At 54.5% G+C, this 21,455-nt stretch carries 21 protein-coding genes, 1 other RNA gene and 1 pseudogene; 14 read left to right on the top strand and 9 right to left on the bottom strand.

From position 1 onward, the window contains the following. Positions 1–138 precede the first annotated feature (138 nt). Entirely contained in the window at positions 139–1,116 is a 978-nt protein-coding gene (locus tag ACT3RP_RS16280; protein ID WP_483394167.1) for a TAXI family TRAP transporter solute-binding subunit, read from the top strand. A gap of 110 nt (positions 1,117–1,226) precedes the next feature. After that, complete coding sequence (locus tag ACT3RP_RS16275) at positions 1,227–3,029, top strand: TRAP transporter permease (RefSeq protein WP_444625789.1); 1,803 nt, start codon at positions 1,227–1,229, stop codon at positions 3,027–3,029. On the opposite strand, the gene ACT3RP_RS16270 is transcribed toward ACT3RP_RS16275, so the two are convergent. Both ACT3RP_RS16270 and ACT3RP_RS16265 read right to left on the bottom strand, forming a co-directional pair. After that, entirely contained in the window at positions 2,991–3,569 is a 579-nt protein-coding gene (locus ACT3RP_RS16270) for a hypothetical protein (protein ID WP_444625790.1), read from the bottom strand. The genes ACT3RP_RS16275 and ACT3RP_RS16270 overlap by 39 nt on opposite strands. Positions 3,570–3,658: 89 nt before the next feature. Beyond that, entirely contained in the window at positions 3,659–4,615 is a 957-nt protein-coding gene (locus tag ACT3RP_RS16265; protein WP_444672364.1) for a calcium/sodium antiporter, read from the bottom strand. Positions 4,616–4,966: 351 nt separating this feature from the next. Between ACT3RP_RS16265 and ACT3RP_RS16260 the strand changes: the two genes are divergently transcribed. Continuing rightward, complete coding sequence (locus ACT3RP_RS16260; RefSeq protein ID WP_007111857.1) at positions 4,967–5,173, top strand: cold-shock protein; 207 nt, start codon at positions 4,967–4,969, stop codon at positions 5,171–5,173. 214 nt (positions 5,174–5,387) lie between these two features. Continuing rightward, positions 5,388–5,786: a lysozyme inhibitor LprI family protein gene (locus ACT3RP_RS16255; RefSeq protein WP_441686515.1), complete on the top strand. Its 399-nt coding sequence runs from the start codon at positions 5,388–5,390 to the stop codon at positions 5,784–5,786. Positions 5,787–5,863: 77 nt separating this feature from the next. On the opposite strand, the gene ssrA is transcribed toward ACT3RP_RS16255, so the two are convergent. Further along, positions 5,864–6,242, bottom strand: a transfer-messenger RNA (tmRNA) gene (ssrA, locus tag ACT3RP_RS16250). 45 nt (positions 6,243–6,287) lie between these two features. Beyond that, positions 6,288–6,779 (bottom strand): SsrA-binding protein SmpB, encoded by a 492-nt coding sequence (smpB, locus tag ACT3RP_RS16245; RefSeq protein WP_235041110.1) that lies wholly within the window; start codon positions 6,777–6,779, stop codon positions 6,288–6,290. A 125-nt stretch (positions 6,780–6,904) separates the two neighbouring features. Here smpB and ACT3RP_RS16240 point away from each other — a divergent pair, with 125 nt between their 5' ends. Both ACT3RP_RS16240 and ACT3RP_RS16235 read left to right on the top strand, forming a co-directional pair. Next, positions 6,905–7,339, top strand: coding sequence for a type II toxin-antitoxin system RatA family toxin (locus tag ACT3RP_RS16240; protein ID WP_441686520.1), 435 nt, complete (start codon positions 6,905–6,907; stop codon positions 7,337–7,339). After that, on the top strand, positions 7,329–7,646 hold the full coding sequence (locus ACT3RP_RS16235) for an RnfH family protein (protein WP_441686521.1): 318 nt from the start codon (positions 7,329–7,331) through the stop codon (positions 7,644–7,646). The genes ACT3RP_RS16240 and ACT3RP_RS16235 overlap by 11 nt, the downstream gene beginning before the upstream one ends. A 7-nt stretch (positions 7,647–7,653) precedes the next feature. On the opposite strand, the gene ACT3RP_RS16230 is transcribed toward ACT3RP_RS16235, so the two are convergent. After that, on the bottom strand, positions 7,654–8,112 hold the full coding sequence (locus ACT3RP_RS16230) for an outer membrane protein assembly factor BamE (RefSeq protein ID WP_441686527.1): 459 nt from the start codon (positions 8,110–8,112) through the stop codon (positions 7,654–7,656). A 72-nt stretch (positions 8,113–8,184) separates the two neighbouring features. Here ACT3RP_RS16230 and fur point away from each other — a divergent pair, with 72 nt between their 5' ends. Further along, a complete protein-coding gene (fur, locus tag ACT3RP_RS16225) occupies positions 8,185–8,637 on the top strand; it encodes a ferric iron uptake transcriptional regulator (protein ID WP_096276274.1) in 453 nt (150 codons plus the stop codon). Between the two features lie 194 nt (positions 8,638–8,831). Here fur and recN read toward each other — a convergent pair whose 3' ends face one another. Beyond that, entirely contained in the window at positions 8,832–10,505 is a 1,674-nt protein-coding gene (gene recN, locus ACT3RP_RS16220) for a DNA repair protein RecN (protein ID WP_441686522.1), read from the bottom strand. 198 nt (positions 10,506–10,703) lie between these two features. Between recN and grpE the strand changes: the two genes are divergently transcribed. The 4 genes from grpE (at position 10,704) to ACT3RP_RS16200 (ending at position 15,700) form a co-directional block, all read left to right on the top strand. Then, positions 10,704–11,345, top strand: a complete 642-nt coding sequence (gene grpE / locus ACT3RP_RS16215) for a nucleotide exchange factor GrpE (RefSeq protein WP_441686523.1) — start codon at positions 10,704–10,706, stop codon at positions 11,343–11,345. Between the two features lie 136 nt (positions 11,346–11,481). Continuing rightward, entirely contained in the window at positions 11,482–13,416 is a 1,935-nt protein-coding gene (gene dnaK / locus ACT3RP_RS16210) for a molecular chaperone DnaK (protein ID WP_441686524.1), read from the top strand. Between the two features lie 138 nt (positions 13,417–13,554). Then, entirely contained in the window at positions 13,555–14,700 is a 1,146-nt protein-coding gene (dnaJ, locus tag ACT3RP_RS16205) for a molecular chaperone DnaJ (RefSeq protein ID WP_096276265.1), read from the top strand. 88 nt (positions 14,701–14,788) lie between these two features. Then, positions 14,789–15,700: a DMT family transporter gene (locus ACT3RP_RS16200; RefSeq protein ID WP_444672363.1), complete on the top strand. Its 912-nt coding sequence runs from the start codon at positions 14,789–14,791 to the stop codon at positions 15,698–15,700. On the opposite strand, the gene ACT3RP_RS16195 is transcribed toward ACT3RP_RS16200, so the two are convergent. From ACT3RP_RS16195 to ACT3RP_RS16185, 3 genes are read right to left on the bottom strand one after another with little or no spacing between them, the layout of a single operon-like run. Then, complete coding sequence (locus ACT3RP_RS16195; RefSeq protein ID WP_441672705.1) at positions 15,678–16,427, bottom strand: ABC transporter ATP-binding protein; 750 nt, start codon at positions 16,425–16,427, stop codon at positions 15,678–15,680. The genes ACT3RP_RS16200 and ACT3RP_RS16195 overlap by 23 nt on opposite strands. Next, complete coding sequence (locus ACT3RP_RS16190) at positions 16,421–17,506, bottom strand: FecCD family ABC transporter permease (protein WP_444625799.1); 1,086 nt, start codon at positions 17,504–17,506, stop codon at positions 16,421–16,423. The genes ACT3RP_RS16195 and ACT3RP_RS16190 overlap by 7 nt, the downstream gene beginning before the upstream one ends. Further along, positions 17,496–18,629, bottom strand: a complete 1,134-nt coding sequence (locus tag ACT3RP_RS16185) for an ABC transporter substrate-binding protein (RefSeq protein ID WP_483394166.1) — start codon at positions 18,627–18,629, stop codon at positions 17,496–17,498. The genes ACT3RP_RS16190 and ACT3RP_RS16185 overlap by 11 nt, the downstream gene beginning before the upstream one ends. A 312-nt stretch (positions 18,630–18,941) precedes the next feature. On the opposite strand from ACT3RP_RS16185, the gene ACT3RP_RS16180 reads away from it, so the two are divergent. From ACT3RP_RS16180 to ACT3RP_RS16170, 3 genes and pseudogenes are all read left to right on the top strand, one after another. Next, entirely contained in the window at positions 18,942–19,223 is a 282-nt protein-coding gene (locus ACT3RP_RS16180) for a DUF2218 domain-containing protein (RefSeq protein WP_483394165.1), read from the top strand. Between the two features lie 92 nt (positions 19,224–19,315). Beyond that, positions 19,316–20,122 (top strand): 4-hydroxy-tetrahydrodipicolinate reductase, encoded by an 807-nt coding sequence (gene dapB / locus ACT3RP_RS16175; protein ID WP_483394164.1) that lies wholly within the window; start codon positions 19,316–19,318, stop codon positions 20,120–20,122. A 188-nt stretch (positions 20,123–20,310) separates the two neighbouring features. After that, positions 20,311–21,168, top strand: a pseudogene (locus ACT3RP_RS16170) (transposase). Positions 21,169–21,455: the final 287 nt, after the last annotated feature.

The following is a 21,455-nucleotide window of genomic DNA, read 5'->3' as shown; positions in this document are numbered from 1 at the left end:
GCGTTAGAGTACATTCAACAGGGGAGTGCCCGATTAAGCACAGTCGTGCTATTTTGAGGCGCGCCACGCTCACGGCTTGGTAAGATAAAAATGAGGCCGGCTAGAAAGCGGCTACTGGACACGTTGAGGAATAAAAGAATGCGCAACCCATTTCGCTCCCTAAACCGCACGCTTGGCATGTCAGTAGCGACGTTAGCCCTAGCCAGTGCCGCGTTTTCCGCCCATGCCGAAACGCGTGTGACCTATAAATCGGCTTCTGCAGGAACCGCCTATTACCAGATGGGCGTAGAGCTTTCTGAGGCGATTCGCCAGGGCACGGGCGACGACATTATTCTTACGCTGGAAGAAAGCCAAGGCTCCGTACAAAATGTAATGGAAGTCATGGCCCGTCAGGGTAACTACGTTTTCACGACACCTCCCGCGCTAGTCGAACAGGCGATGGCGGGCGAAGGCCCCTTTGCTGAGCGGCAGAGCCCTCGCTTTCAAGAGATACGCGGCTTATTCCCAATCCCTTCTATTACCATGCACTTCGTGCTTGCGGGCGATGAAGGCGTGACCGATATTTCCGCCTTGGAAGGTAAGCACCTGTTGATTGGTAAAGGCACGTTTGGTGCCCGTGAAGCGGCTCGCTATCTAGAGCTGTTCGGCCTGGCAGACGACGTTCAAATTGCCGGTGCTGCTATTGGTAGTGGCCCTGATGCGCTTAAAAATGGCCAGATTGACGGTTTTGTGACCGCCAGCTCGTTCCCGTCACCTAACGTGATTGAGACGGCTGCCAGCATGCCTGTCTCTATGGTAAGCCTGACCGATGAGCAAATCGAACAGACGGGTGCGCCGCGTCAAACCATTCCTGGCGGCACTTACCCAGGTGTGGAGAAAGATGTTGAAACGACGTCACTGCCGGTCATTGCCTACACCACTACGCAGATGGATGACGACACCGCTTACCTGCTGACGAAGACGTTCTGGGAGCGTCGCGATGCCATGGCCGAAGAGGCCGCCTGGTGGGGCAGTATTGCGCCGGAAATGCTTGAAAATATGTTGGGTACGCTTCACCCCGGTGCACTGCGTTACTACGATGAAGCGGGTATCGATATACCGGATGCCCTGCGCTAACGCTGTTCGATAGTCCTGTGCGATAGCCCTTTTCGATAGCTTCTTTCGTTCCTCTTCCCACTGCCACGGCGCTTGTGCCGTGGCAGTGCTGTATCAATAGGCAACTTGGCATGCGTTTTTCCTTTTCGTCGCAAGCAGCGACGCCCTCCGCAGCGGACAACGCGATAGCGCCTGGCTGGATAGCGCTTGGGGCAGTCAGTGTTGTATTCCACCTTGGGCTGATTTTTTACGGCTTAACGCCTGCGCTGGTGAGTCGGCCGCTGCACATGGCGCTGCTGTTGCCGTGGGTATTGATCTTTATGGCGAAAACGCCGGCTCAGCGCATAAGCGGTTGGCTTTTAACGCTGCTGGGCATTGCGGCGTGCAGCTATATCGCCTTTAACGAAGCGGCGTTGGCCAATCAGTATGGCTTTATCGATACGCATCTACAGATGGCGATTGGCGTGTTTTTAATTGCGCTGGCGCTTGAGGCTGCCCGCCGAGCGATTGGCTGGCCGCTGCCGCTAGTAGCCTTATTGGCACTGATGTACGGTGCCTTTGGCCAGTATGTGCCCGGTGCCTTTGGGCACCCAGGTCTGCCGCTGCAGAGCATGGTCGGTACGCTGACCATTGCCGAAGGCGGCCTGTGGGGATCATTGACCGGCGTGAGCGTGAGCGTTGTCGCTATTTTTGTGATTTTTGGCGCAGTGCTCAATGCCGGGGAAGCTGGACAGGGCTTTATGAATTTAGCCAGCGCTGTGGCGGGCCGCCTGACGGGCGGGGCTGCCAAAGTGGCGGTGATTTCATCGGCATTGATGGGATCCATCTCTGGTTCAGCCTCGGCCAACGTGGCCTCAACCGGGGCGATCACCATTCCTTCGATGGTGCGTTTGCGTTATCCGCGTTCGTTGGCTGGTGCGGTGGAGGCGGTTGCTTCTTCCGGTGGGCAGATTATGCCGCCGCTGATGGGCGCGGGCGCGTTCGTGATGGTTGAGCTTACGGGAACGCCCTACACGCAGATTATGGCTGCCGCTATGCTGCCGGCGGTGCTGTATTTTCTGACCGTTTGGGTAGGCATTAATGCGTATGCGACGCGGCATGATTTACAGCCAGTCGCTGAGAGTGAGCGGCCCCATGCGAAGGAGGTGCTGATTACCTCACTATTTTTCGCGATACCGTTCGTACTGCTGTTAGAGCGCATTTTTCACGGTGGCTATACCCCGCAATACGCGGCCAGTATCGCGATTTTTGCAGGCATTGCGCTGCTGTTGTTCAATGTCAAACTACGCTTCTCGCTGCCTGATTTTGCGCATCGCTTAGCGGAAGCGGCGGTGACCGCCGGACGCCAGATCGCGGTGATTGGCGCCATTATTTTGTGTGCTTCTCTGGTGGTTGGGGTGCTGTCGCTGACGGGGTTAGGCGTTAAAATTACCTCGGGTATTTTGTCGCTTTCCAACGACGCCCTGTGGCCGGCGCTGCTCTTGACGGCGTTGGCGTGTTTGATTCTCGGCATGGAGGTGCCGACCACGGCTGCCTACGTAATTTGTGTTTCGGTTGCCGGGCCCGCATTAACCTCTTTAGGTTTAGAGCCGCTCTTGGCGCATCTTTTCGTGTTTTGGTATGCGCTGCTCTCAACCATTACGCCGCCGGTGTGCGGGGGTGTGTTTATTGCAGCGGGCATGGTTGGCGAGAACTGGCTCAAAGTGGCGTTTAAGGCGATGGCGCTGGGTATTGGGCTGTATATCATTCCGTTGGCGATGGTTGCCAACCCTGAGATAATCCAGCTAGCTTTTAATCCTTCGGGCGCTCTGCTTTACGCGTTGAAAGTGGCGGTTGGGTTAACGGCCATTTCATTTGGCGTTATTGCACGCAAAGCCCTATGGCATCGCGTGGCGTTAGTCGCAGCGGGCATCATCATCATCTTTGTGATTTAGCCGCAGCGGTGAAGAGGCGGGCAGGGGACTATTAGCAAACATCACCCAGGTATCTAGCGCAGGGCCAAGCGACTGCACCATACGCAGTTGCTCAGGCGCCAGCGCTAGTACTTCTTCAGCACAGATGCCCGCTTCAAAGCGGCCGTCTAACAAACCTTCGGCTACCGCCACGGTGGTAGGGGCCTCAATGATGGCTGGATAGCGGCTTATATCTGCGTAATAGCGCGTTGCTGGCTGCAGCGCGACGTGAGCGGGCTGAGCAATAGCGCGCTGTGCGAGCAGCGCCAGGGGTTTGCTGCCAGCAATAAAGGTGTCCACGGGATAGGCTCGGTGCATATAGCGGCCGACGCAATCGCTGTGCGAGGCATGGGCAGTGCATTGCAGTACGTGGCTTACCTGCCCCCTCATAAGCGCTTGGAATGCGTCTTCAAACTGCGTGAAAAGCACCACGCTTCCCACGTCTGAGCAGCGCATTTTAAGATAGCGTTTGGCAATCAGTTCGTGATTGTTACCACTCGGCCCTAGCGTCGCGATTTGCACGATAATTCTTCTCTGTAAAAAGTGGCTTAAATGAATAAGCCAAAAGCGCAGGGTGCTTTTGGCTCAATGCAATCAGCGAGCAGATGCGCTTAGAAGATAGTAAAGCTTAGCACTAAGTAAGCGGCATAGCCTGCCAGCAGCGCAGCACCTTCCCAGCGTGCTAGGCGCATGCCAGTATATAAAAACAGTACCAGCAGGCCTGCCGCGCCCAACATGACCCACTGATCAAACATCGCCACTCGCGGTGCCAGCGGAAGCGGCTGTAAGAACGCTGAGATACCTAAGATGCCAAGCAGGTTGAAAATATTACTGCCAAGAATGTTCCCGACGGCAACATCGGCATGACGCCTTAGCGCTGCAATCACTGATACCGCCATTTCAGGTAGCGAAGTACCCACGGCGACGATGGTTAAGCCGATAACCGTCTCGGAAATCCCCATGGCCTGGGCCAGGCCAATGGCGCCATAAAGGAGTAACTGCGAGCCACCAATCAGCATGCCTAGGCCGGCAATCAGCGCTAAGGTCATCATCCAGCCTGTGGTGGGTAGCTTGGTCATTTCCTCCGCTTCTGAGGTGTGCATCTCGGTCGCCGGAACATGCTGGCGGCTTTCGCTTACGTAGGCCCAAACGAGATAGCAGACTAGGCCGGTAAGAAAAATCCCGGCATCAACGCGTCCTAATGCCCCGCTAAACGAAAGTGCTATAAACAGCAGGCTGGCCAAAACGACGACCAGCCCATCACGGCGCAGTGCTAAAGGCTGTACGACCATTGGGCAGATAACCGCGCACATTCCCAAGATCAATAAAATATTGCCAATGTTGCTGCCCACTATATTGCCAATAGCAATGTCCGGCTGCTGGTTCATAGCGGCATGGATAGAAACGACCAGCTCGGGCGCCGAGGTGCCAAAGCCGACCACGACAAGCCCTGTCAGCAAGGGCGAGACACCCACTCTTCTAGCGCCCGCTACTGCGCCGCGAATAAGTGATTCCCCTCCTAGGGTGAGTAGTACAATGCCTGCTAACAAACTAAGTCCGTATAGCATGTTCAAGACCTCTTCCTGAGTACCTCCCCGACCGCGAGTGACGCGGGGTTTGTCGGGTCGGTTAAGCGCGCTAGGCGATCGGATTAATAGTGCCCAGCTCACTGGCAAGATTACGGCTATTTTTATGTCTTTGCTCTTTTTTACTGCGGTTGTCAGAAAGAAAAAGGTGAAAGGCTTTGACCTAGTTGGGTATCCGTGGCAAGGTGTGCGCAGTAAGTTAGCAAGCAGCATAGTTCCAGAAACATTCGAATTCTTTCGGTAGTCTGTAATTGTATTCCTTGTTCTACTCACTATTTATCTGGGTAATACCAGGATTTTTACAATTCGCAAATTGCGAAAAGGATTTATAACATGGCAACTGGCACAGTTAAGTGGTTCAACGATTCTAAAGGTTTTGGTTTCATTGCACCGTCTGACGGCAGTGACGACGTTTTTGCTCATTTTTCTGAAATTCAGTCTGATGGCTTCAAAACCCTTCCAGAAGGCGCTAACGTTTCTTTTGACGTTACCCAGGGTCAGAAAGGCCTTCAAGCTTCAAACATCAAGCTGCTTTCTTAATCCTAGCTAGCTAGTGATTATGTAAGTGTTCGAATCGTTTAGATTCGATAATCGGGCCCCACTTCGGTGGGGCCCGATGCGTTTGTGCTGTCAGAAAATAATTTTCTCCCCACTTAGCAATGCCACTCCTCTAAGATTAGAATTGATAAAGTGCTGGGGTCGATGCCTTGGCTTAGCTGGCATTTTATTTTTATCAGACATAAGGGGTATCACTATGCGTCTATCGCCACTCTTTCTTGGTATGGGCTTATTGATCGCAAGCGGTTTCACTATGGCCAGTGAAGGGTGCGAGAGCCCTACCACTCAGCTGGAAATGACCGAGTGCTCGGCTCAAGCCTATGAAGCAGCCGATACGGAGCTGAATGAGTCCTACCAAGAGCTTGTTAGCCAACTGAAAGGTAATGCGCCTGCGTTAGAAAAGCTGAGGTCGGCGCAGCGGGCATGGATTGGGTTCCGCGACGCTGAGTGTACATTTGAAAGCAGCGCCGTTGAGGGCGGTAGTGCCCAGCCTATGGTGCGCAATGGATGCCTTGAAAAGGTGACCGCGGCACGTGCAGAAAGGCTGCAAGAGTATGCTAGTTGCGAGGAAGGGGATCTAAGCTGCTCGCGCTGAGTGGTGCTTCAGCGTTGCGTACGATGACTCTCAGAAACGACAAAAGCACCCGAGGGTGCTTTTGTCGAAGGAGTGTCTGGTGGAGGCGGCGGGAATTGAACCCGCGTCCGCCAGCACGCGCCTATTGGCTCTACATGCTTAGATTCCGTCATTTAGTTTAGCGCGACTGACTCCGACGGTCAGGATTCAGCAACGCGAGCCTTCTAAAGTTTAACGATTGGCGAGAAGACACCACCAACCGCGGTCCTATCAGCTTTGGCTCATATCCCCGCAGAGATGAATAGGCACATCACCTTGGGGCCAGACAAGAAGCTAACAGTTTAAGCTGCTAGCGCGCCTTGAGCGTAGTTTTCGTCATTTGCGACTATTTTTTCGTGATGTGGGATTTACGAGATACATCACGCTCTCGGCATGCACCGCAAGGGTTGTCACCGGCGTCGAAACCATGTCGCCCCCTTATTACAGGTGAGCATTCTAACGTGCCCACTTCCAATTGACCAGTTATGCCTTGGTATGTTCCCGCATGATTCGCCCTTTTTGACGATTCCAGTCGCGATCTTTTTCCGTGGCACGTTTGTCGTGCAGCTGTTTACCGGTCACGAGCGCCAGTTCGCACTTCACCTTGTTACGTGTCCAGTAAAGTTTTAAGGGCACGCAGGTGTGTCCTTTGTCCTGAGTGATCGAAAAGATTTTGGCAATCTCTTTGCGATGTAGCAGCAGTTTGCGGGTACGCGTTGGGTCAGCAATTTCGTGAGTGCTGGTGGTATTGAGCGGCATGAAATGGCTACCCAGTAGAAACGCTTCGCCGTTACGAACCAAGATATAGGTGTCGGTGAGCTGGGCTTTTCCTGCGCGCAGGCTTTTGACTTCCCAGCCAGCAAGCACTAATCCTGCCTCAAAGGTCTCGTCGATATGGTATTCAAACCGCGCCTTCTTGTTCTGGGCGATAACGCCGCTGCCAGATACTTTGCTTTTACCTTTCTTAGTGGCCATGGAACCTCATATTTAATCTGTCAGTGGCATCCCCTTCGTTATTGGGGGAGGCGTGATACCATTTAGGGTCTGAAAAATGTTTCCCATGATACGCTTTGGGCACTGTGAAGTCAGCGGAGAGGTCAATGCCAACCGTCAATCGTTCCGCCCTAGTGCGGCACACCCCCCAGAAAATGTTCGACCTGGTCAACGACTTTGAGCGCTACCCTGAGTTTTTGCCTGGGTGTCGTCAAGCGCGTCTGGTAGAGCATGATGATGTGCATCTCATCGGCGAAATGACCCTTGGTCGCGCCGGTGTTGAACAAACGATTACTACCCGTAATGATCTTTTCGAGCCTGAGCGGATAGATATGTCGCTAGTAAAAGGACCGTTTAAGCAGCTCAAAGGTCGTTGGATGTTTACTCCTATGGGGGAGGGCGCCTGTAAAGTCAGCCTGGAAATGGAATTCGAATTTACCAACCGGTTTTTAGGCATGGCCTTTGGAAAGATCTTTCAACAAATAGCGGGGCAGCTCGTTGATGCCTTCACCAAGCGCGCTAACGAGCTATATGGCCGCTGAAACGCTTGCGGTTGAAGTTGCCTATGCCTTGCCGCACAAACAGCGCCTGGTGGCTCTACGCGTGCCTGAAGGCACCACGGCGCGCCAAGCCGTTGAGCGTGCCGATTTGCCCGTGCTGTTTCCGGAATTGCCCAGCGGCACGTTCGCACAAGCGCCGCTGGGTATTTTCGGTAAAGCGCTACGTAGCCCCGACACCCAGGCCCTGCGTGAGGGCGATCGAGTCGAGGTATATCGGCCGCTGGCCATCGACCCCAAGGCAGCTCGCCTAGAGCGCGCAAAGCGCCAAGCGAGCGACCAGGGGCGCTAGCGCCGCATCAAAGCTGTGAGGCGGGCTGTGTGCTTATGGGCGCGACGTTTTGCGTGCTTTCATCAGGCTGCATAAGCATTGGGTTAGACCCTTCGGTTGCGGGCCCCATGTTACTGTCCACATCTATGGGCAGCTCTTGGGACAAATCGCCTTCTTGCTCAATATTGGCTAAACGGCCCTGGGGGTCGAAAGCAAGGGTGACGCGGCGCTGCTCGACACCGCCATAGGCTTTGTCTACGCGGAATACATAGTCCCACTGGCTAGCGTCGAAGGGCGCTTCCAGCAAAGGTCTGCCCATCACATAAACCACCTGTTCTTGGGTCATGCCCGGCTGAAGCTGGCTCACCATCTCTTGGGTTACCAGATTACCTTGGGGGATGTCGCGTTTGTACACGCCGACGTAGCTACAGCCACTCACAACGGTAAGGGCGACGGAAAGTGTGATGATTCGAGTCAATTTTTGCATTTGGGCCTGTTCTTCACTATCGTGGTTTCGGTTGATCATACCCGACCTAACCTGTTACTGCGAAGAGCGACCATGGCCGATCAGAACCATGAATTGCGCAAAGCCGGTCTGAAAGTGACCCTGCCGCGCGTCAAGATACTTCAAATTCTCGAAAATGTTTCGGGCCAACACCATCTCAGCGCTGAAGAAGTGTACAAAACACTGATTGACGCGGGCGAAGATGTTGGCTTGGCAACCGTGTACCGCGTATTGACTCAATTTGAGTCAGCGGGTCTGGTTATTCGTCATAATTTTGACGGAGGCCACGCGGTATTTGAGATGACTCAAGAGGATCACCATGATCATATGGTGTGCCTTGAAAGCGGCGAAATCATTGAATTTGTAGATGAAATCATTGAGCGCCGTCAGCAAGAGATTGCCGAAGAGCATGGCTACGAGTTAGTAGACCATGCGCTGGTGCTTTATGTTCGCCCGCGCGGGTCTGACGTAACGCGCCAGGACAGTGGCCCGACGAATAGGAAGTAATATTCGTAGGTCGGATCTGTTTGTGAAGAGAAAGCATAAGCGCCCTGCCTATTTGGTCGAATTCCCTAAGCATGGAATTCGCCAAGTAGGCAGGGCGCTTTCTTGTTTGTGTAGATTGTTTGTGTAGATTGTTTGTATAGATTGTTTGTGTGAAGCGCCGCGCTAATGTTGAAAAATGCGTGCGTTTAAAGCAATTAGTGCGTCGGACGTTGGCTGGCGTGAAGCATCTCACGGGCGTGTGCGAGCGTTTGATCAGAGAGCGTGACACCGCCAAGCATGCGGGCTAGCTCGCTGATACGGCCGCGTTCATCGAGCAGTGCCATTTGAGTGAGAGTGGTGTCGCGTTTTGCCTGCTTTTCGATATGTAAGTGTTGATGCGCCTGTGCCGCCACCTGGGGCAGGTGCGTAACGGTCATTACCTGGCCGTTTTGGCCTAGCTTGCGCAGCAGTTGGCCAACAATTTCTGCGGTGGCGCCCGAAATGCCTACGTCTACCTCATCAAACACTAGGCTGGGGACGGTTGAGTGCGTCGCGGCAACCACTTGAATCGCCAAGCTGATCCGCGATAGCTCGCCACCGGAGGCCACCTTGGTGAGCGGTCTCGCGGGCTGCCCAGGGTTGGCGCTGATCAAAAACTGCACGCGGTCCAGTCCTTCTGGGCTAGGCGCATCTTTCGCAATGACGCCTACTTCAAAGCGTGCTTTGCCCATGGCTAAGTAGCCCAACTGCTGCTGGACCTCTTTGCTCAGGCGAAGCGCGGCTTTGTGACGGCTATCACTAATTTTTTTGGCTTCTTGACGATAGCGCTCACGATATTCGACGACTTGAGCGCTTAAGGCTTCAAGATCATTGCCCCCTCCATTGAGCTGCGCAACTTCTTGCTGTAAATCGGTATGCAGGGCGCAGAGCTCTTCAGGGGCAACATGATGTTTACGGGCAATCCGATGGACATCGGTCATTCTTTCCTCAACCCAGGCGAGCCGTTCAGGGTCTAGCTCGGTGGTGCTGGCGAGGCGGTTTAGCTCGCTAGACGCTTCTTCTACCTGAATGCGCGCATCGCTGAGCATGGCGAGCGTATTGGCCAAGGTGCCTTTGTCGCTGCCTGGCAGCGCGCTTAAGTGCGCGAAGGCTTGATTTAATAACGACAGCGCGCCGCTTTCATCACCGGCGCAGCAGTCGGCGGCAAATTGCGTTTCACGCAGGGTCTCTTCAGCATGGGCGAGCGTGTGCTGCTCTTCTTCTAATGTTGCCAGCTCACCTTCCGCTAACGCCAGCTGGTCAAGTTCTTCAACTTGGTAGCGCAGTAGCTGGCGTTTGGCCTCTACTTCACTGCCTTCTTCGCTGAGTTTTTTAAGCTGGCGGCGCGCGTTGCGCCACTCACGAAACGTCTCCGCTAATTGAGAGGTTGCGCTATTGAGACCGGCATAATCATCCAGTAAGGCAAGGTGCGTCTCTTCGCGCATTAGCGCATGGTGAGCGTGCTGTCCGTGGATCTGAATAAGCTGTTCGCCGAGCGATTTTAGATCCGAGATAGTGGCGGGATGACCATTGATCCATGCTTTGGAGCGGCCGCTGGCGGTCACGACGCGACGCAGCAAGCATTCTTCAGAAGGCAGGTCGCGTGCGGTTAGCCACTCAATGGCGGCGGGCAGGTGCTGAATGTCGAAGCGTGCAGAGAGGTCGGTGCGTTCGCGTCCGTGGCGCACGCAGCCGGCATCGGCACGTTCGCCCAGACACAGCCCGAGGGCGCCTAAGAGAATCGATTTACCCGCCCCGGTTTCCCCGGTAATGGCGGTCATGCCACCGGTTAAGTCGAGCTCTAAGTGATCGACAATGGCGAAATCTTGAATAGCTAGCTGAGTGAGCATGACGCCTCCTGAGGCGGTACGGCGCAGAAGCTGGATACTTATCCAATAGTTGTTGATTTATACAGTAGTTAATAACTCACTTCAATGCACCTCTTGAGATGGCGTTTATGGCCCCCATATAGCGTGCATAGCTAATTATGAACTTGTCTCTTTGCGCGCAACTCGGTGTAGAAGCGCCTTACTTTCTAGGAGCACAACATGGCGAAAGAACCGCAAACTCCGTTGGATGACGAACTGAACCGCCACGAGCATGAAGCAGACGGCGCTGAACAGGCGGCTGAAAAAGCCGCCGAAGAGCGTTTGTTGGAAGGCGAGCTGGAAGGGCTAATTAACGACGACGAGCCGTTAGACGGCGGTCTTGATAACCCAGAAGCTGAAATGCTAGCCGCCAAGGTTGATGAACTAGAGCAAAGCTTAGCCGAAGCGAAAGACCAAGCGCTGCGCGCCGCTGCCGAAGCACAAAATGTGCGCCGTCGTGCCGAGCAAGAAGCCGACAAAGCCCGCAAGTTCGCGCTCGAAAAGTTTGTCAAAGAGCTGCTGCCGGTGGTGGATAGCCTTGAGAAAGCGCTGGAAAACATGGAAGAAGATGCTTCCGATGTGCACCGTGAAGGTGTCTCCATGACGTTAAGAATGCAGCTGGATGCGCTCAACAAATTTGGCGTTGAGAGTATCGAGCCCCATGGCGAGCCTTTCGACCCTCAAGTGCATGAGGCGATGGCCATGGTACCCAATCCGGAGCTTGATCCTAATACCGTGATGGATGTCATGCAGAAAGGGTATTTGCTTAACGGACGCCTTGTGCGCCCGGCGATGGTCATCGTGAGCCAGAAAGCCAATTAAGCAATTGGTGACACAAGGTGTGAAAAAACCCTTGAAAAGCTAGCGGCGGCCCCCAGATATAGGGCAACCCCGCGGGGAAACCCGCAGTTATGTTTTAAATTTTTTGTTTATAACTACCAAATTCGAGGTTATTGCTATGGGACGTATTATTGGTATCGACCTGGGCACCACCAACTCTTGTGTGGCCGTGCTTGATGGTGACAGTGCTAAAGTTATTGAAAATGCCGAAGGTGGTCGTACCACGCCTTCTATCATCGCCTATACCGACGATGGTGAAACGCTGGTCGGCCAGGCCGCCAAGCGTCAAGCGGTCACCAACCCAGAAAATACGCTGTATGCCATCAAGCGCCTAATTGGCCGTCGTTTTAAAGACGACGTTGTCCAGAAAGACATCAAGATGGTGCCTTACAAAATCGCCGAAGCAGACAACGGTGATGCGTGGGTTGAAGTAAAAGGCAAAAAAATGGCACCCCCGCAGGTTAGTGCGGAAGTGCTGAAGAAAATGAAAAAAACCGCCGAAGACTACTTGGGCGAAGCGGTGACCGAAGCGGTTATTACTGTGCCGGCCTACTTTAACGACAGCCAGCGTCAGGCGACTAAAGATGCCGGCCGCATCGCGGGTCTAGACGTTAAGCGCATTATCAACGAGCCGACCGCTGCCGCACTGGCTTACGGTATGGACAAGTCGCGCGGCGACAAAACCATCGCGGTTTATGACCTGGGTGGCGGTACTTTCGATATTTCTATCATCGAAATTGCTGACGTTGACGGCGAAACTCAGTTTGAAGTGCTGGCCACCAATGGCGACACCTTCCTGGGCGGTGAAGATTTCGATTTGGCGCTGATTAACTACCTGGTTGACCAGTTCAAAGCGGATAGCGGTATTAATCTTTCCGGCGACAACCTGGCTATGCAGCGCCTGAAAGAAGCGGCTGAGAAAGCTAAAATTGAGCTGTCTAGCGCGCAACATACCGACGTCAACCTGCCGTACATCACGGCTGATAACACCGGTCCGAAACACCTTAACGTTAAAGTGACACGCGCTAAGCTTGAATCACTGGTAGAAGACCTGGTTCAGCGTTCGCTTGAGCCGTGCAAAATGGCGCTGAAAGACGCTGGTTTGTCCGCTTCTGAAATCGACGAAGTCATCTTGGTCGGTGGTCAGACACGTATGCCGATGGTGCAGAAGAAAGCCGCTGACTTCTTTGGTAAAGAAGCCCGCAAAGACGTTAACCCTGACGAAGCGGTTGCTGTAGGTGCAGCGATTCAGGGCGGTGTATTGGGCGGTGACGTTAAAGACGTGCTGCTGCTTGACGTGACGCCGCTGACCCTGGGTATCGAAACCCTGGGCGGCGTAATGACGCCGCTGATAGATAAGAACACCACTATCCCGACCAAGAAGACGCAAACCTTCTCGACCGCGGACGACAACCAAACGGCGGTCACCATTCACGCCGTGCAGGGTGAGCGTAAACAGGTCTCGCAAAACAAATCGCTGGGTCGTTTTGACCTTGCCGACATCCCGCCTGCACCGCGCGGCGTGCCGCAGATCGAAGTCGCTTTTGACTTGGATGCTAACGGTATCCTTAACGTGTCGGCGAAAGACAAGGCAACGGGTAAAGAGCAGTCCATCATCATCAAGGCGTCTAGCGGCTTGTCGGATGAAGAAGTCGAGCAGATGGTGCGCGACGCTGAAGCACACGCGGAAGAGGACAAAAAGTTCGAAACGCTGGTACAGCTGCGCAACCAGGCTGATGGCATGATTCACGCCACGCGCAAAACGTTGGAAGAAGCTGGTGATAAAGCGACTGATGACGAGAAACAGGCTATCGAGACCGCTATCACTGAGCTGGAAGAGGCCGTGAAAGGCGACGATGTCGATAACATCCAGAAGAAGCTGGATGCGCTGACCGAAGCTTCTGGCCAGCTAGCTCAGAAGATGTACGCCGAGCAGGCAGAAGCGGCTCAGCAAGAGGGCGGTGAAGGCGATGAAAATGCAAGCACCAAGCCGGAAGATGATGTCGTTGATGCCGAGTATGAAGAAGTTAACGACGATCAGAAAAAGCCGTAAGTAACGTCTTTCTGACAAGCAGTGCGGTGACGCGGGAGCCTACTCCCGCGTTGCTGTTTCCGCAGCCAAGACGCGCGTCGTTAAATGTGTGTTAAAAGGCGCAGTGAAATGCGCAGCTAACCAGGAGGCGTAGGGCCTATGTCCAAACGCGATTATTACGAAGTCCTGGGTGTTGAAAAAGGGGCCGATCAGAAACAGATCAAGCAGGCCTATCGCCGTCTGGCGCAAAAATTCCACCCTGATAGAAACCCGGACGATAACACCTCAGCAGAGAAATTCCGCGAGGTGTCTGAAGCCTATGAAGTGCTTAGCGATGGCGAAAAGCGCGCTGCTTATGACCAGTTTGGCCATGCGGGCGTTGACGGTCAGGGCGGCGGTTTCGGCGGCGCGGGTGCCGGCGCAGGTGATTTCAGCGATATCTTTGGCGATGTGTTTGGCGATATCTTTGGTGGCGGCGGTGGTCGTCGTCGTGGCCCTAACGCACCCGCTCGTGGTTCAGACCTACGCTACAACCTAGAGCTGGATCTGGAAAGCGCGGTGGCTGGCACCACGGTCGATATTCGCGTACCGCGTCATATTGAATGCGATCGCTGTGATGGCGGTGGCGCTGAACCCGGTTCCTCTAAAGATACGTGCCCTACCTGCCATGGCCACGGCCAGGTGCGCATGCAGCAGGGCTTCTTTGCCGTGCAGCAAACGTGCCCGACGTGTCACGGCTCTGGTCAGCACATCAAGGTGCCTTGCCATAAGTGTAATAGCGAAGGGCGCGTGCGCGAAACGCGGACACTCTCCGTTAAGATTCCGCCCGGCGTGGATACCGGTGACCGCATTCGTTTAAACAGCGAAGGCGAAAGCGGCGTCAACGGTGGTCCGGCAGGCGATCTTTACGTTCAGGTATCGATCAAACCGCACCACATCTTCCAGCGTGACGGTAAGCATCTGCAGTGCGAAGTGCCGATCAACTTTGTTGATGCTGCGCTAGGCGGTGAGCTTGAGGTGCCGACGCTCAATGGCCGTGTGAAGCTGAAGATTCCGCCGGAAACTCAAACCGGCAAGCTTTTCCGCTTACGTGGTAAAGGCGTTAAGCCGGTACGTGGCGGCGTCGCTGGCGACCTACTGTGCAAAGTGGTCGTGGAAACGCCGGTGAAACTTAACGACGAGCAGCGTGATTTACTGCGCCAGCTTCAGGAGAGTTTTGACGGCAGCAACAGCCATAGCCATTCGCCTAAGAAAAGTGGCTTCTTCGATAGCGTGAAAAGCTTCTTCGAAGATATGAAGCCCTAATCTGAGATGATGGATCTACGCTAGATATCTGGTTCAAAAACCCTCGGTTCGTCCGGGGGTTTTTGCTGTTTAGGAAATGCTACGCGCCATGGATAATCTTCAAGAAAAAGTGTCTCTGGGCATCTGGCTGAGGATTCTCTCAGGGATGCTGTTCACGGGAATGCTGGTGTGCATTAAAGCCGTGAGTGATGACGTGCCGGTCGGGCAGTCGGTCTTTTTTCGCTCGCTGTTTGCATTACTCCCCGTGGTGATTTTTCTCATGCTGCGGCGAGAATTTCCGCGCGGACTGGCCACTCGCCGCCCGGTAGGGCATGCGCTGCGTTCAGGGTTGGGAGCGGCGGCAATGTTTGCCTCTTTCGCAGCCGTTGCGTTACTGCCGGTGGCGGAGGCGACGCTGCTGGCCCAGCTTACGCCGGTGTTTATGGCGTTGGGTGGCGTGCTGCTGCTGGGTGAACGGTTCTCGCGCTACCGTATGGGGGGCGTGGCGCTAGCGCTTGCTGGGGTGGCGGTGCTGATATTGCCTGGGTTAAATGCGAGTGCCGCCAGTGGGCAAGCGACCGGGTATGCGCTAGGCGCGCTCGGTGCGCTGTTAACGGCGGGAGCGCTATTAACCGTCCGGCGAATTTCGCGAACCGAAAGTGCGGCTTCGATTGCATTCTACTTTATTGTTGTCGCGACGCTGGCTGGGCTTGCCACGCTTCCGTTGGGGTGGGCCGCATTGACGCGGGTGGAATTTGTGCTGTTAGTGCTGTCGGGCCTGTTTGGCGGCGCTGCCCATATCGCGATGACATTAGCGCTGCGCTATGCCGAGGCGTCGCGGTTGGCGCCTTTTGAATATATTGCCCTGGTGTGGCCTGTGCTCGCCGACTGGGTGCTGTTTGGCATACCGGTCTCCAGCGGCTTCCTGCTAGCGCTACCGCTGATGTTAAGCGGGGTAGCGCTAGCGGCGATGGAGGGGCGGCGGCTTAGGTTAACGGCTAAATGGCTGCTTCGACGATAAGCTGCGGCTGGCCTTTCGAGCACGGTTCAATTCGGGCCGTGACTTTATATACTTGCTGCAACAGCGCTGGCGTAATCACTTCAGCGGTGGGGCCGCAGGCAATCAGGCGGCCATTTTCCAGCAGCATAGCGGCGTCGGCGAAGCGTAGCGCATGCCCCAGGTCGTGGAGTGCCACCAGAATCAGCATCTGGCGCTCGTCGGCCAGCCGGCGCAGCACCGTCAACAGACTGATTTGCCGGTTAAGGTCGAGTGCCGAAGTGGGCTCATCCAGCATCAGAATCTCCGGCTCTTGCACCAGCGCTTGGGCGGCGCTGACCAACTGGCGCTGGCCGCCGCTGAGGTCGCCAATATCGCGCTCGCCAAGGGCTGTAATCGCCAGCTCGTCCAGTGCGCGATCCACCTGGGCTAAATCCTCAGGCTGCACTTTTAATCCACGCCCCTGCATGCGCGCCAAAAGCACCGATTCGTATACTGTGAGTACTGCTTTAGCGCCCGTGTCTTGGGGCATATAACCCACTGGCCGCTCGGCGCTGGTGCCGCTAATTGTCACCTCGCCTTCGCCTTTCAAGAGCCCTAAAATGCGCCTAAAAAGCGTCGATTTACCCGCCGCATTGGGGCCCAGCAGCGCGACGACTTGCCCGCCTTGAAAGCAGGGCGTGGTGATCTCTTGCAGAATAGGGCGTCGCCCATAGCGGGCGGATACGCGGCTCAGTTGTAGCGTTACCATGAGGCCTTCTTGTGGTTAAGCACTAGAAATAGAAAGAAGGGAATGCCCACCAGCGAAGTGATAATGCCAATGGGGATGATGGTGCCGGGGATAATGATCTTGGAGATAACCGAGCCCACCGAAAGGATGAGCGCGCCGCACAGCGCCGAACCGGGCAGGAAGAAGCGCTGATCTTCACCCAGCAAAATGCGCGCAATATGCGGGCCCACCAAGCCAATAAACCCGATGGTGCCGACAAACGCTACCGCGATAGCAGCGAGTAGCGACACCAGCACCAGCACTTCCAAGCGCAGCGCGCGGGGATTGACGCCCATGCTCTCGGCTTTGGCATCGCCCAGGCGCATAGCGGTCAGTGCCCAGCCGTGCCGGGCAAGCAGCGGCATCGACAAAGCGAGAATGCTGAGGGCGATCCAGAACTTGGGCCAGGTGGCTTTGGTCAAGCTGCCCATGGTCCAGAATACCACCGCGGATACCGCCTCCTGGCTGGCAAAGAACTGAATCAGTGCCATCAAAGAGTTAAAGATAAACACCATGGCGATGCCGAGCAGCACAATCGTCTCTACCGTCACGCCGCGCTTTAGGCTTAAGGCATGAATTAAAAACGCGGTAAACATGGCCATCACGAAGGCGTTGATAGGCACCACAAACTCAATGGCGGCGGGCACAATAGCCACCCCAAAAGCGAGGCCCAGCGCGGCTCCAAAACTAGCCCCGGCGGAAATTCCCAGGGTAAACGGGCTAGCGAGCGGGTTGCTCAGAATGGTCTGCATCTGTGCCCCGGCAACTGACAGGCTGGCGCCCACCACCAATGCCATCAGTGCCACCGGCATGCGGATTTCCCAGACAATTACCCGCGCCTGCTGGCTAACGCTGCCCGGCGTGAATAGTGCCGCGATGACTTCGCCCAGGCTGTAGCGGGCGGGGCCGAGGGCCAGGTCAACGCAGAGGCTAAAAAACAGCGCTAACACCAGTGCAACCAATATCAGTTGGCGGCGGAACACCTGGCTATGGTAAAAGGCGCGCCCCTGTGAAAGGCGCTCTGTTACCTCCGTTTCCGTTATCCTCGTATCAGTCGTCATGGAGCGATATCCAGTAGCCGGGTTCATAGTCGATGGGCAGGAAGCGTTCGTGCAGTTCTTCCATGGTGGCTTCCGGGTCCAGGTCTTCAAATAGCTCGGGGTGTAGCCACTTGGCTAATTGCTGTACCGCCACGAAGTAGTAAGGGCTGTTGTAAAACTGGTGCCAAATAGCGTGGAAGTTGCCAGATTCAACGGCCTTAATGCCGGTCATCGCGGTGCGCTCGGTCAGCGCTTCCAGCTTGGCGTGAGCCTGTTGCATATCTGAGCCAGGCCCGACGCCCACCCAGTCGCCGCCAGGTACGTAGGCATCCCAGTTGCCGCCGGTAACAACCACATGGTCGGGGTTAGCGGCAATAATCTGCTCAGGGTTCAGGTTGCCGAAGCTGTTAGGAATAATGCCTTCGGCAATATTGGTGCCGCCAGCGAGGGTTACATATTCGCCAAAGTTGGCTGGGCCAAAGCTCATGCAGCACTCATCGGAGTAGCCGCCGGCGCGGTCGATAAATACGCTTGGGCGATCAGGGTTTGCCTCGGCAATAACATCCGTGACGCGTGCCAGCTGGCTCTCTGCAAACTCGATGAAGGCTTCGGCCGCGGCTTTATCGTTCATGATTTGGCCGATAATCCGCATGGATGCAATAGTGTTTGCCAGCGGATCTTCACGAAAGTCTACGTAGATAATAGGAATGCCCAGCTGTGCCAGTTTTTCATCGTAGGCGGCGTCCTCTGTGGCCGCTTTCGCTTCGATATTCATCAGTACTACGTCGGGATTAAGAGAGGCTGCCTGCTCCACATCGAAGGTGCCGTCTTTAAAGCCGCCAAAGGTAGGAATCGCTTCAATCTCTGGGAAGCGCTCGAGATAGCGGGCATAGTTATCAGGGTCCGCCTGAGAAAAATCTTCGCGCCAACCCACTACATGGGCAAAGGGGGCTTCTGGCTCGAGTAGCCCCAGTAGGTAAATTTGCCGCCCTTCCCCTAAGATAACGCGCTCTGCAGGTCCGTCTAGCGTGACTTGGCGGCCAGCGATATCGGTAATGGTGATGTCATCAGCTATTGCAGTGGCGCAGAAGCCAGATGCTATGAGAGTGCCAAGCAGGCGTTTTAAGTGCTTAAAGCTGAGCATTTTTTTCTCGGAGGTCGGTGTTGATAAAAAATCGAGGTTGATTGACGAATCGATGTTGGGAAGTTGCACGCGACAGATAAGCAATGAAAGGACTTTTCTGGCGCGTTATCGTGATCTGATCGAACTAAAGATGCAATCTGTATTATAACTGATTCTCATTGTTTTTTGTGAGGGCGTGATTTTTGTCTATTTCAGCGTGGTTGTCATGGATTAGCCACGCAAATTGCCGTGAAGGCACGGTGTTTTTTCATCCATAATGCTAATGTTAGAGCGGCTTGACGCGTGTGAGTACTTATAAAATGGAGCAGTACTATGCCTTTATCTCGTGCAAAGATTGAAACCATGTCGGCTGAGCGATTGATCAACCGTTTATGTAAACACTGGGCGCATAAGCTAGAAGTTGAACAGGACGACCAGCAAGGCAAGATCACGTTTGCGACGGGCACCTGCTTAATGCGCGCTGAGTCCGGTACATTATTGATCGCCATTGAAGCGCTGGAAGAGGAGCACCTGGATGAGCTTGAAGGTGTGGTTGAGCGCCATCTAATCCGTATGGCTGGCGATGAAGAGATAGTCGTGGTGTGGGAGAACTGAGCGAGTAAAGAGAGCTTTTGTGCATCTGCTATAATCGCGGCCAATTAGTGAGCACTTTCTTTTACCTATCAAGTCGTAGCACAGGAGTTTGCATGACTCGAATTGCCATTGTAGGCGTGGCTGGTCGAATGGGCCGCACGTTGGTAAATGCGATAGAGCTAGAGGCTGAGGCGACGCTGGCGGGCGGCGTTGTAGCGCAAGGCAGTTCCTTGGCGGGGGCTGATATTGGTGAACTTGCCGGTGTGAGTAAGCGCGGCGTTGTCGCGGTCGATTCGCTTGAATCGATTGTCGATGACTTTGATGTGCTAATTGACTTCACGTCGCCTCAGGTCACGCTGGCCAACCTGGCATTCTGCGCCGAGCATGGCAAGCGCATTGTGATTGGCACCACGGGGATGAGTGATGACGAGCTAGCAACGCTGGATAGCTATCGCGATCGCGTGCCCATGGTGTTTGCGCCCAATATGAGCGTTGGCGTCAATCTTACCCTGAAGCTGCTGGAGACCGCTGCTAGGGCGCTGGGCGATGAAGGCTATGATATTGAAGTGATTGAGTCGCATCATCGCCATAAGGTCGATGCCCCATCAGGCACTGCGATCAAAATGGGCGAAGTCATCGCCGCAAGCCTGGGGCGTAACTTGAAAGAGCACGGCGTGTTCGAACGAGTTGGCCAGTGCGGCCCGCGCACCGACAAAGAGATCGGCTTCGCCACCGTGCGCGCAGGCGATATTGTCGGCGAGCACACGGTGATGTTCGCGACCGAAGGTGAACGTATTGAAATTACCCACAAGGCCTCCAGCCGCATGACGTTTGCCAAAGGTGCCGTACGCGCCGCTCGATGGGTCGCGGATAAAGAGAACGGCCATTACGATATGCAGGATGTGCTGGGGCTAGAGTAATGGGCGCTAGCTAGGCGGGGGTTTAGAGGAGTTAAAATGCTGGGAACCCTTACCGTATACGTATAGATGTTACCTTCGCCTTAAATCTTGGATTCATAGAATAACTGCAGCACTTTGGATCACAAGGTAGGGATAGGAGGACCAGTGCCGGTACCCTCTCTGCTTTACCTACCAAGGTGAAGCAGAGCATGGGATACCGACAACTGACCCAGACACAACGATATCAAATTTTTGCTTATCTTTAGACCAGTATTAGCCAGCAACAGATAGCTAATGCCATTGGTGTCCACAGCAGCATAATTAGCCGCGAAATCAAGCCCAACGGACTGATCAGTGGTTATGCGTCTAAACAGACCCATACGCACCAGTGAGCAGCTCCGACGTGCCGTCTGGAAAGTGACGAAGAGACCGTCAAGCCTGATTCGCTGGGTCACTGGGCAATTGATGGGCGAATGGAACCCTCAGCAGATCAGTGGCTTCATGACTAAGACTAACGGGGTTTATATGAGTCATTAGTGGATCTACACGCTCATCTGTAATGGCAAGAAACACGGTGGCACATTATGGAAGCGGGTCCGACTGCCACAACAGCGGCGCTATCAGCGTCAGTCAGCTAAGCGGGCGGGGCTAGGCAAAATCCCGTACCGGATAGGCATCGAGCAGGGCCCTGCCGAGGTGGCAGCGCGGCTGCCAACGATCATCGCCACTAGGACGGTTAAGGCGGTGACACGGTTATTGGGACCACGCCAGGCGCAGTGCAACCATCACTCTGGATGACGGGTCGGAGAGCGCTGAGCACAGGGAGGTGGCCAAGGCCGTCTCGGCAAAGACCTATTTGTGCGGCCCGTACTGCTCATGCCAGCGTGATACCAATGAGGCAGTATTTTCCAAAAGGAACTGACTTTCGAAAGGTGGCCAAAGCATAGCTACGAAGCGTCGTCGATAAGCTAAACCATAGGCCAAAAAAGCGGCTGGGATACCGCACTCCGGTCAATGTTTTATTAGGAAAGTTCCCAGGTGCATTAGAAACTACAGTTGCTTATTGATTGAATTCAGGACGCAATACGCTTTAGTTAGCTCGTTCTTGTCTTCTTCTCTCGGATTGGTTGGTATGAGGCATTAATCTCGTTTCGAACGGTCGCTTACTCAGCGGCCCTTTGCATTTATAAAAGCTGAAAATATGACAAAATTCATAATTCCCTCAGGTTGGGAAAAGTGGAAAGTTATGTAGCTCGTAGGAAAAGAAATATTACAGACCATCATGCGCTTCGATGAATCGATCTGCGCTTGGCTGTGTGCATGGGTCGCAGAGTCTTCTGATACGAGCTGGAAC

The organism is Halomonas sp. AOP5-B2-8 (assembly GCF_052376475.1).
Taxonomy (GTDB): Bacteria; Pseudomonadota; Gammaproteobacteria; order Pseudomonadales; family Halomonadaceae; genus Vreelandella; species Vreelandella casei.
This window is presented reverse-complemented; position numbering and strand designations above follow the sequence as displayed.

What these genes read in the sequence shown, in the direction of transcription:
- ACT3RP_RS16280 (WP_483394167.1), top strand. Translation starts at nt 139, where the DNA reads ATGCGCAACCCATTTCGCTCCCTAAACCGCACGCTTGGCATGTCAGTA.
- ACT3RP_RS16275 (WP_444625789.1), top strand. Translation starts at nt 1,227, where the DNA reads ATGCGTTTTTCCTTTTCGTCGCAAGCAGCGACGCCCTCCGCAGCGGAC.
- ACT3RP_RS16265 (WP_444672364.1), bottom strand. Translation starts at nt 4,615, where the DNA reads ATGCTATACGGACTTAGTTTGTTAGCAGGCATTGTACTACTCACCCTA.
- ACT3RP_RS16260 (WP_007111857.1), top strand. Translation starts at nt 4,967, where the DNA reads ATGGCAACTGGCACAGTTAAGTGGTTCAACGATTCTAAAGGTTTTGGT.
- ACT3RP_RS16255 (WP_441686515.1), top strand. Translation starts at nt 5,388, where the DNA reads ATGCGTCTATCGCCACTCTTTCTTGGTATGGGCTTATTGATCGCAAGC.
- smpB (WP_235041110.1), bottom strand. Translation starts at nt 6,779, where the DNA reads ATGGCCACTAAGAAAGGTAAAAGCAAAGTATCTGGCAGCGGCGTTATC.
- ACT3RP_RS16240 (WP_441686520.1), top strand. Translation starts at nt 6,905, where the DNA reads ATGCCAACCGTCAATCGTTCCGCCCTAGTGCGGCACACCCCCCAGAAA.
- ACT3RP_RS16235 (WP_441686521.1), top strand. Translation starts at nt 7,329, where the DNA reads ATGGCCGCTGAAACGCTTGCGGTTGAAGTTGCCTATGCCTTGCCGCAC.
- ACT3RP_RS16230 (WP_441686527.1), bottom strand. Translation starts at nt 8,112, where the DNA reads ATGCAAAAATTGACTCGAATCATCACACTTTCCGTCGCCCTTACCGTT.
- fur (WP_096276274.1), top strand. Translation starts at nt 8,185, where the DNA reads ATGGCCGATCAGAACCATGAATTGCGCAAAGCCGGTCTGAAAGTGACC.
- recN (WP_441686522.1), bottom strand. Translation starts at nt 10,505, where the DNA reads ATGCTCACTCAGCTAGCTATTCAAGATTTCGCCATTGTCGATCACTTA.
- grpE (WP_441686523.1), top strand. Translation starts at nt 10,704, where the DNA reads ATGGCGAAAGAACCGCAAACTCCGTTGGATGACGAACTGAACCGCCAC.
- dnaK (WP_441686524.1), top strand. Translation starts at nt 11,482, where the DNA reads ATGGGACGTATTATTGGTATCGACCTGGGCACCACCAACTCTTGTGTG.
- dnaJ (WP_096276265.1), top strand. Translation starts at nt 13,555, where the DNA reads ATGTCCAAACGCGATTATTACGAAGTCCTGGGTGTTGAAAAAGGGGCC.
- ACT3RP_RS16200 (WP_444672363.1), top strand. Translation starts at nt 14,789, where the DNA reads ATGGATAATCTTCAAGAAAAAGTGTCTCTGGGCATCTGGCTGAGGATT.
- ACT3RP_RS16195 (WP_441672705.1), bottom strand. Translation starts at nt 16,427, where the DNA reads ATGGTAACGCTACAACTGAGCCGCGTATCCGCCCGCTATGGGCGACGC.
- ACT3RP_RS16190 (WP_444625799.1), bottom strand. Translation starts at nt 17,506, where the DNA reads ATGACGACTGATACGAGGATAACGGAAACGGAGGTAACAGAGCGCCTT.
- ACT3RP_RS16185 (WP_483394166.1), bottom strand. Translation starts at nt 18,629, where the DNA reads ATGCTCAGCTTTAAGCACTTAAAACGCCTGCTTGGCACTCTCATAGCA.
- ACT3RP_RS16180 (WP_483394165.1), top strand. Translation starts at nt 18,942, where the DNA reads ATGCCTTTATCTCGTGCAAAGATTGAAACCATGTCGGCTGAGCGATTG.
- dapB (WP_483394164.1), top strand. Translation starts at nt 19,316, where the DNA reads ATGACTCGAATTGCCATTGTAGGCGTGGCTGGTCGAATGGGCCGCACG.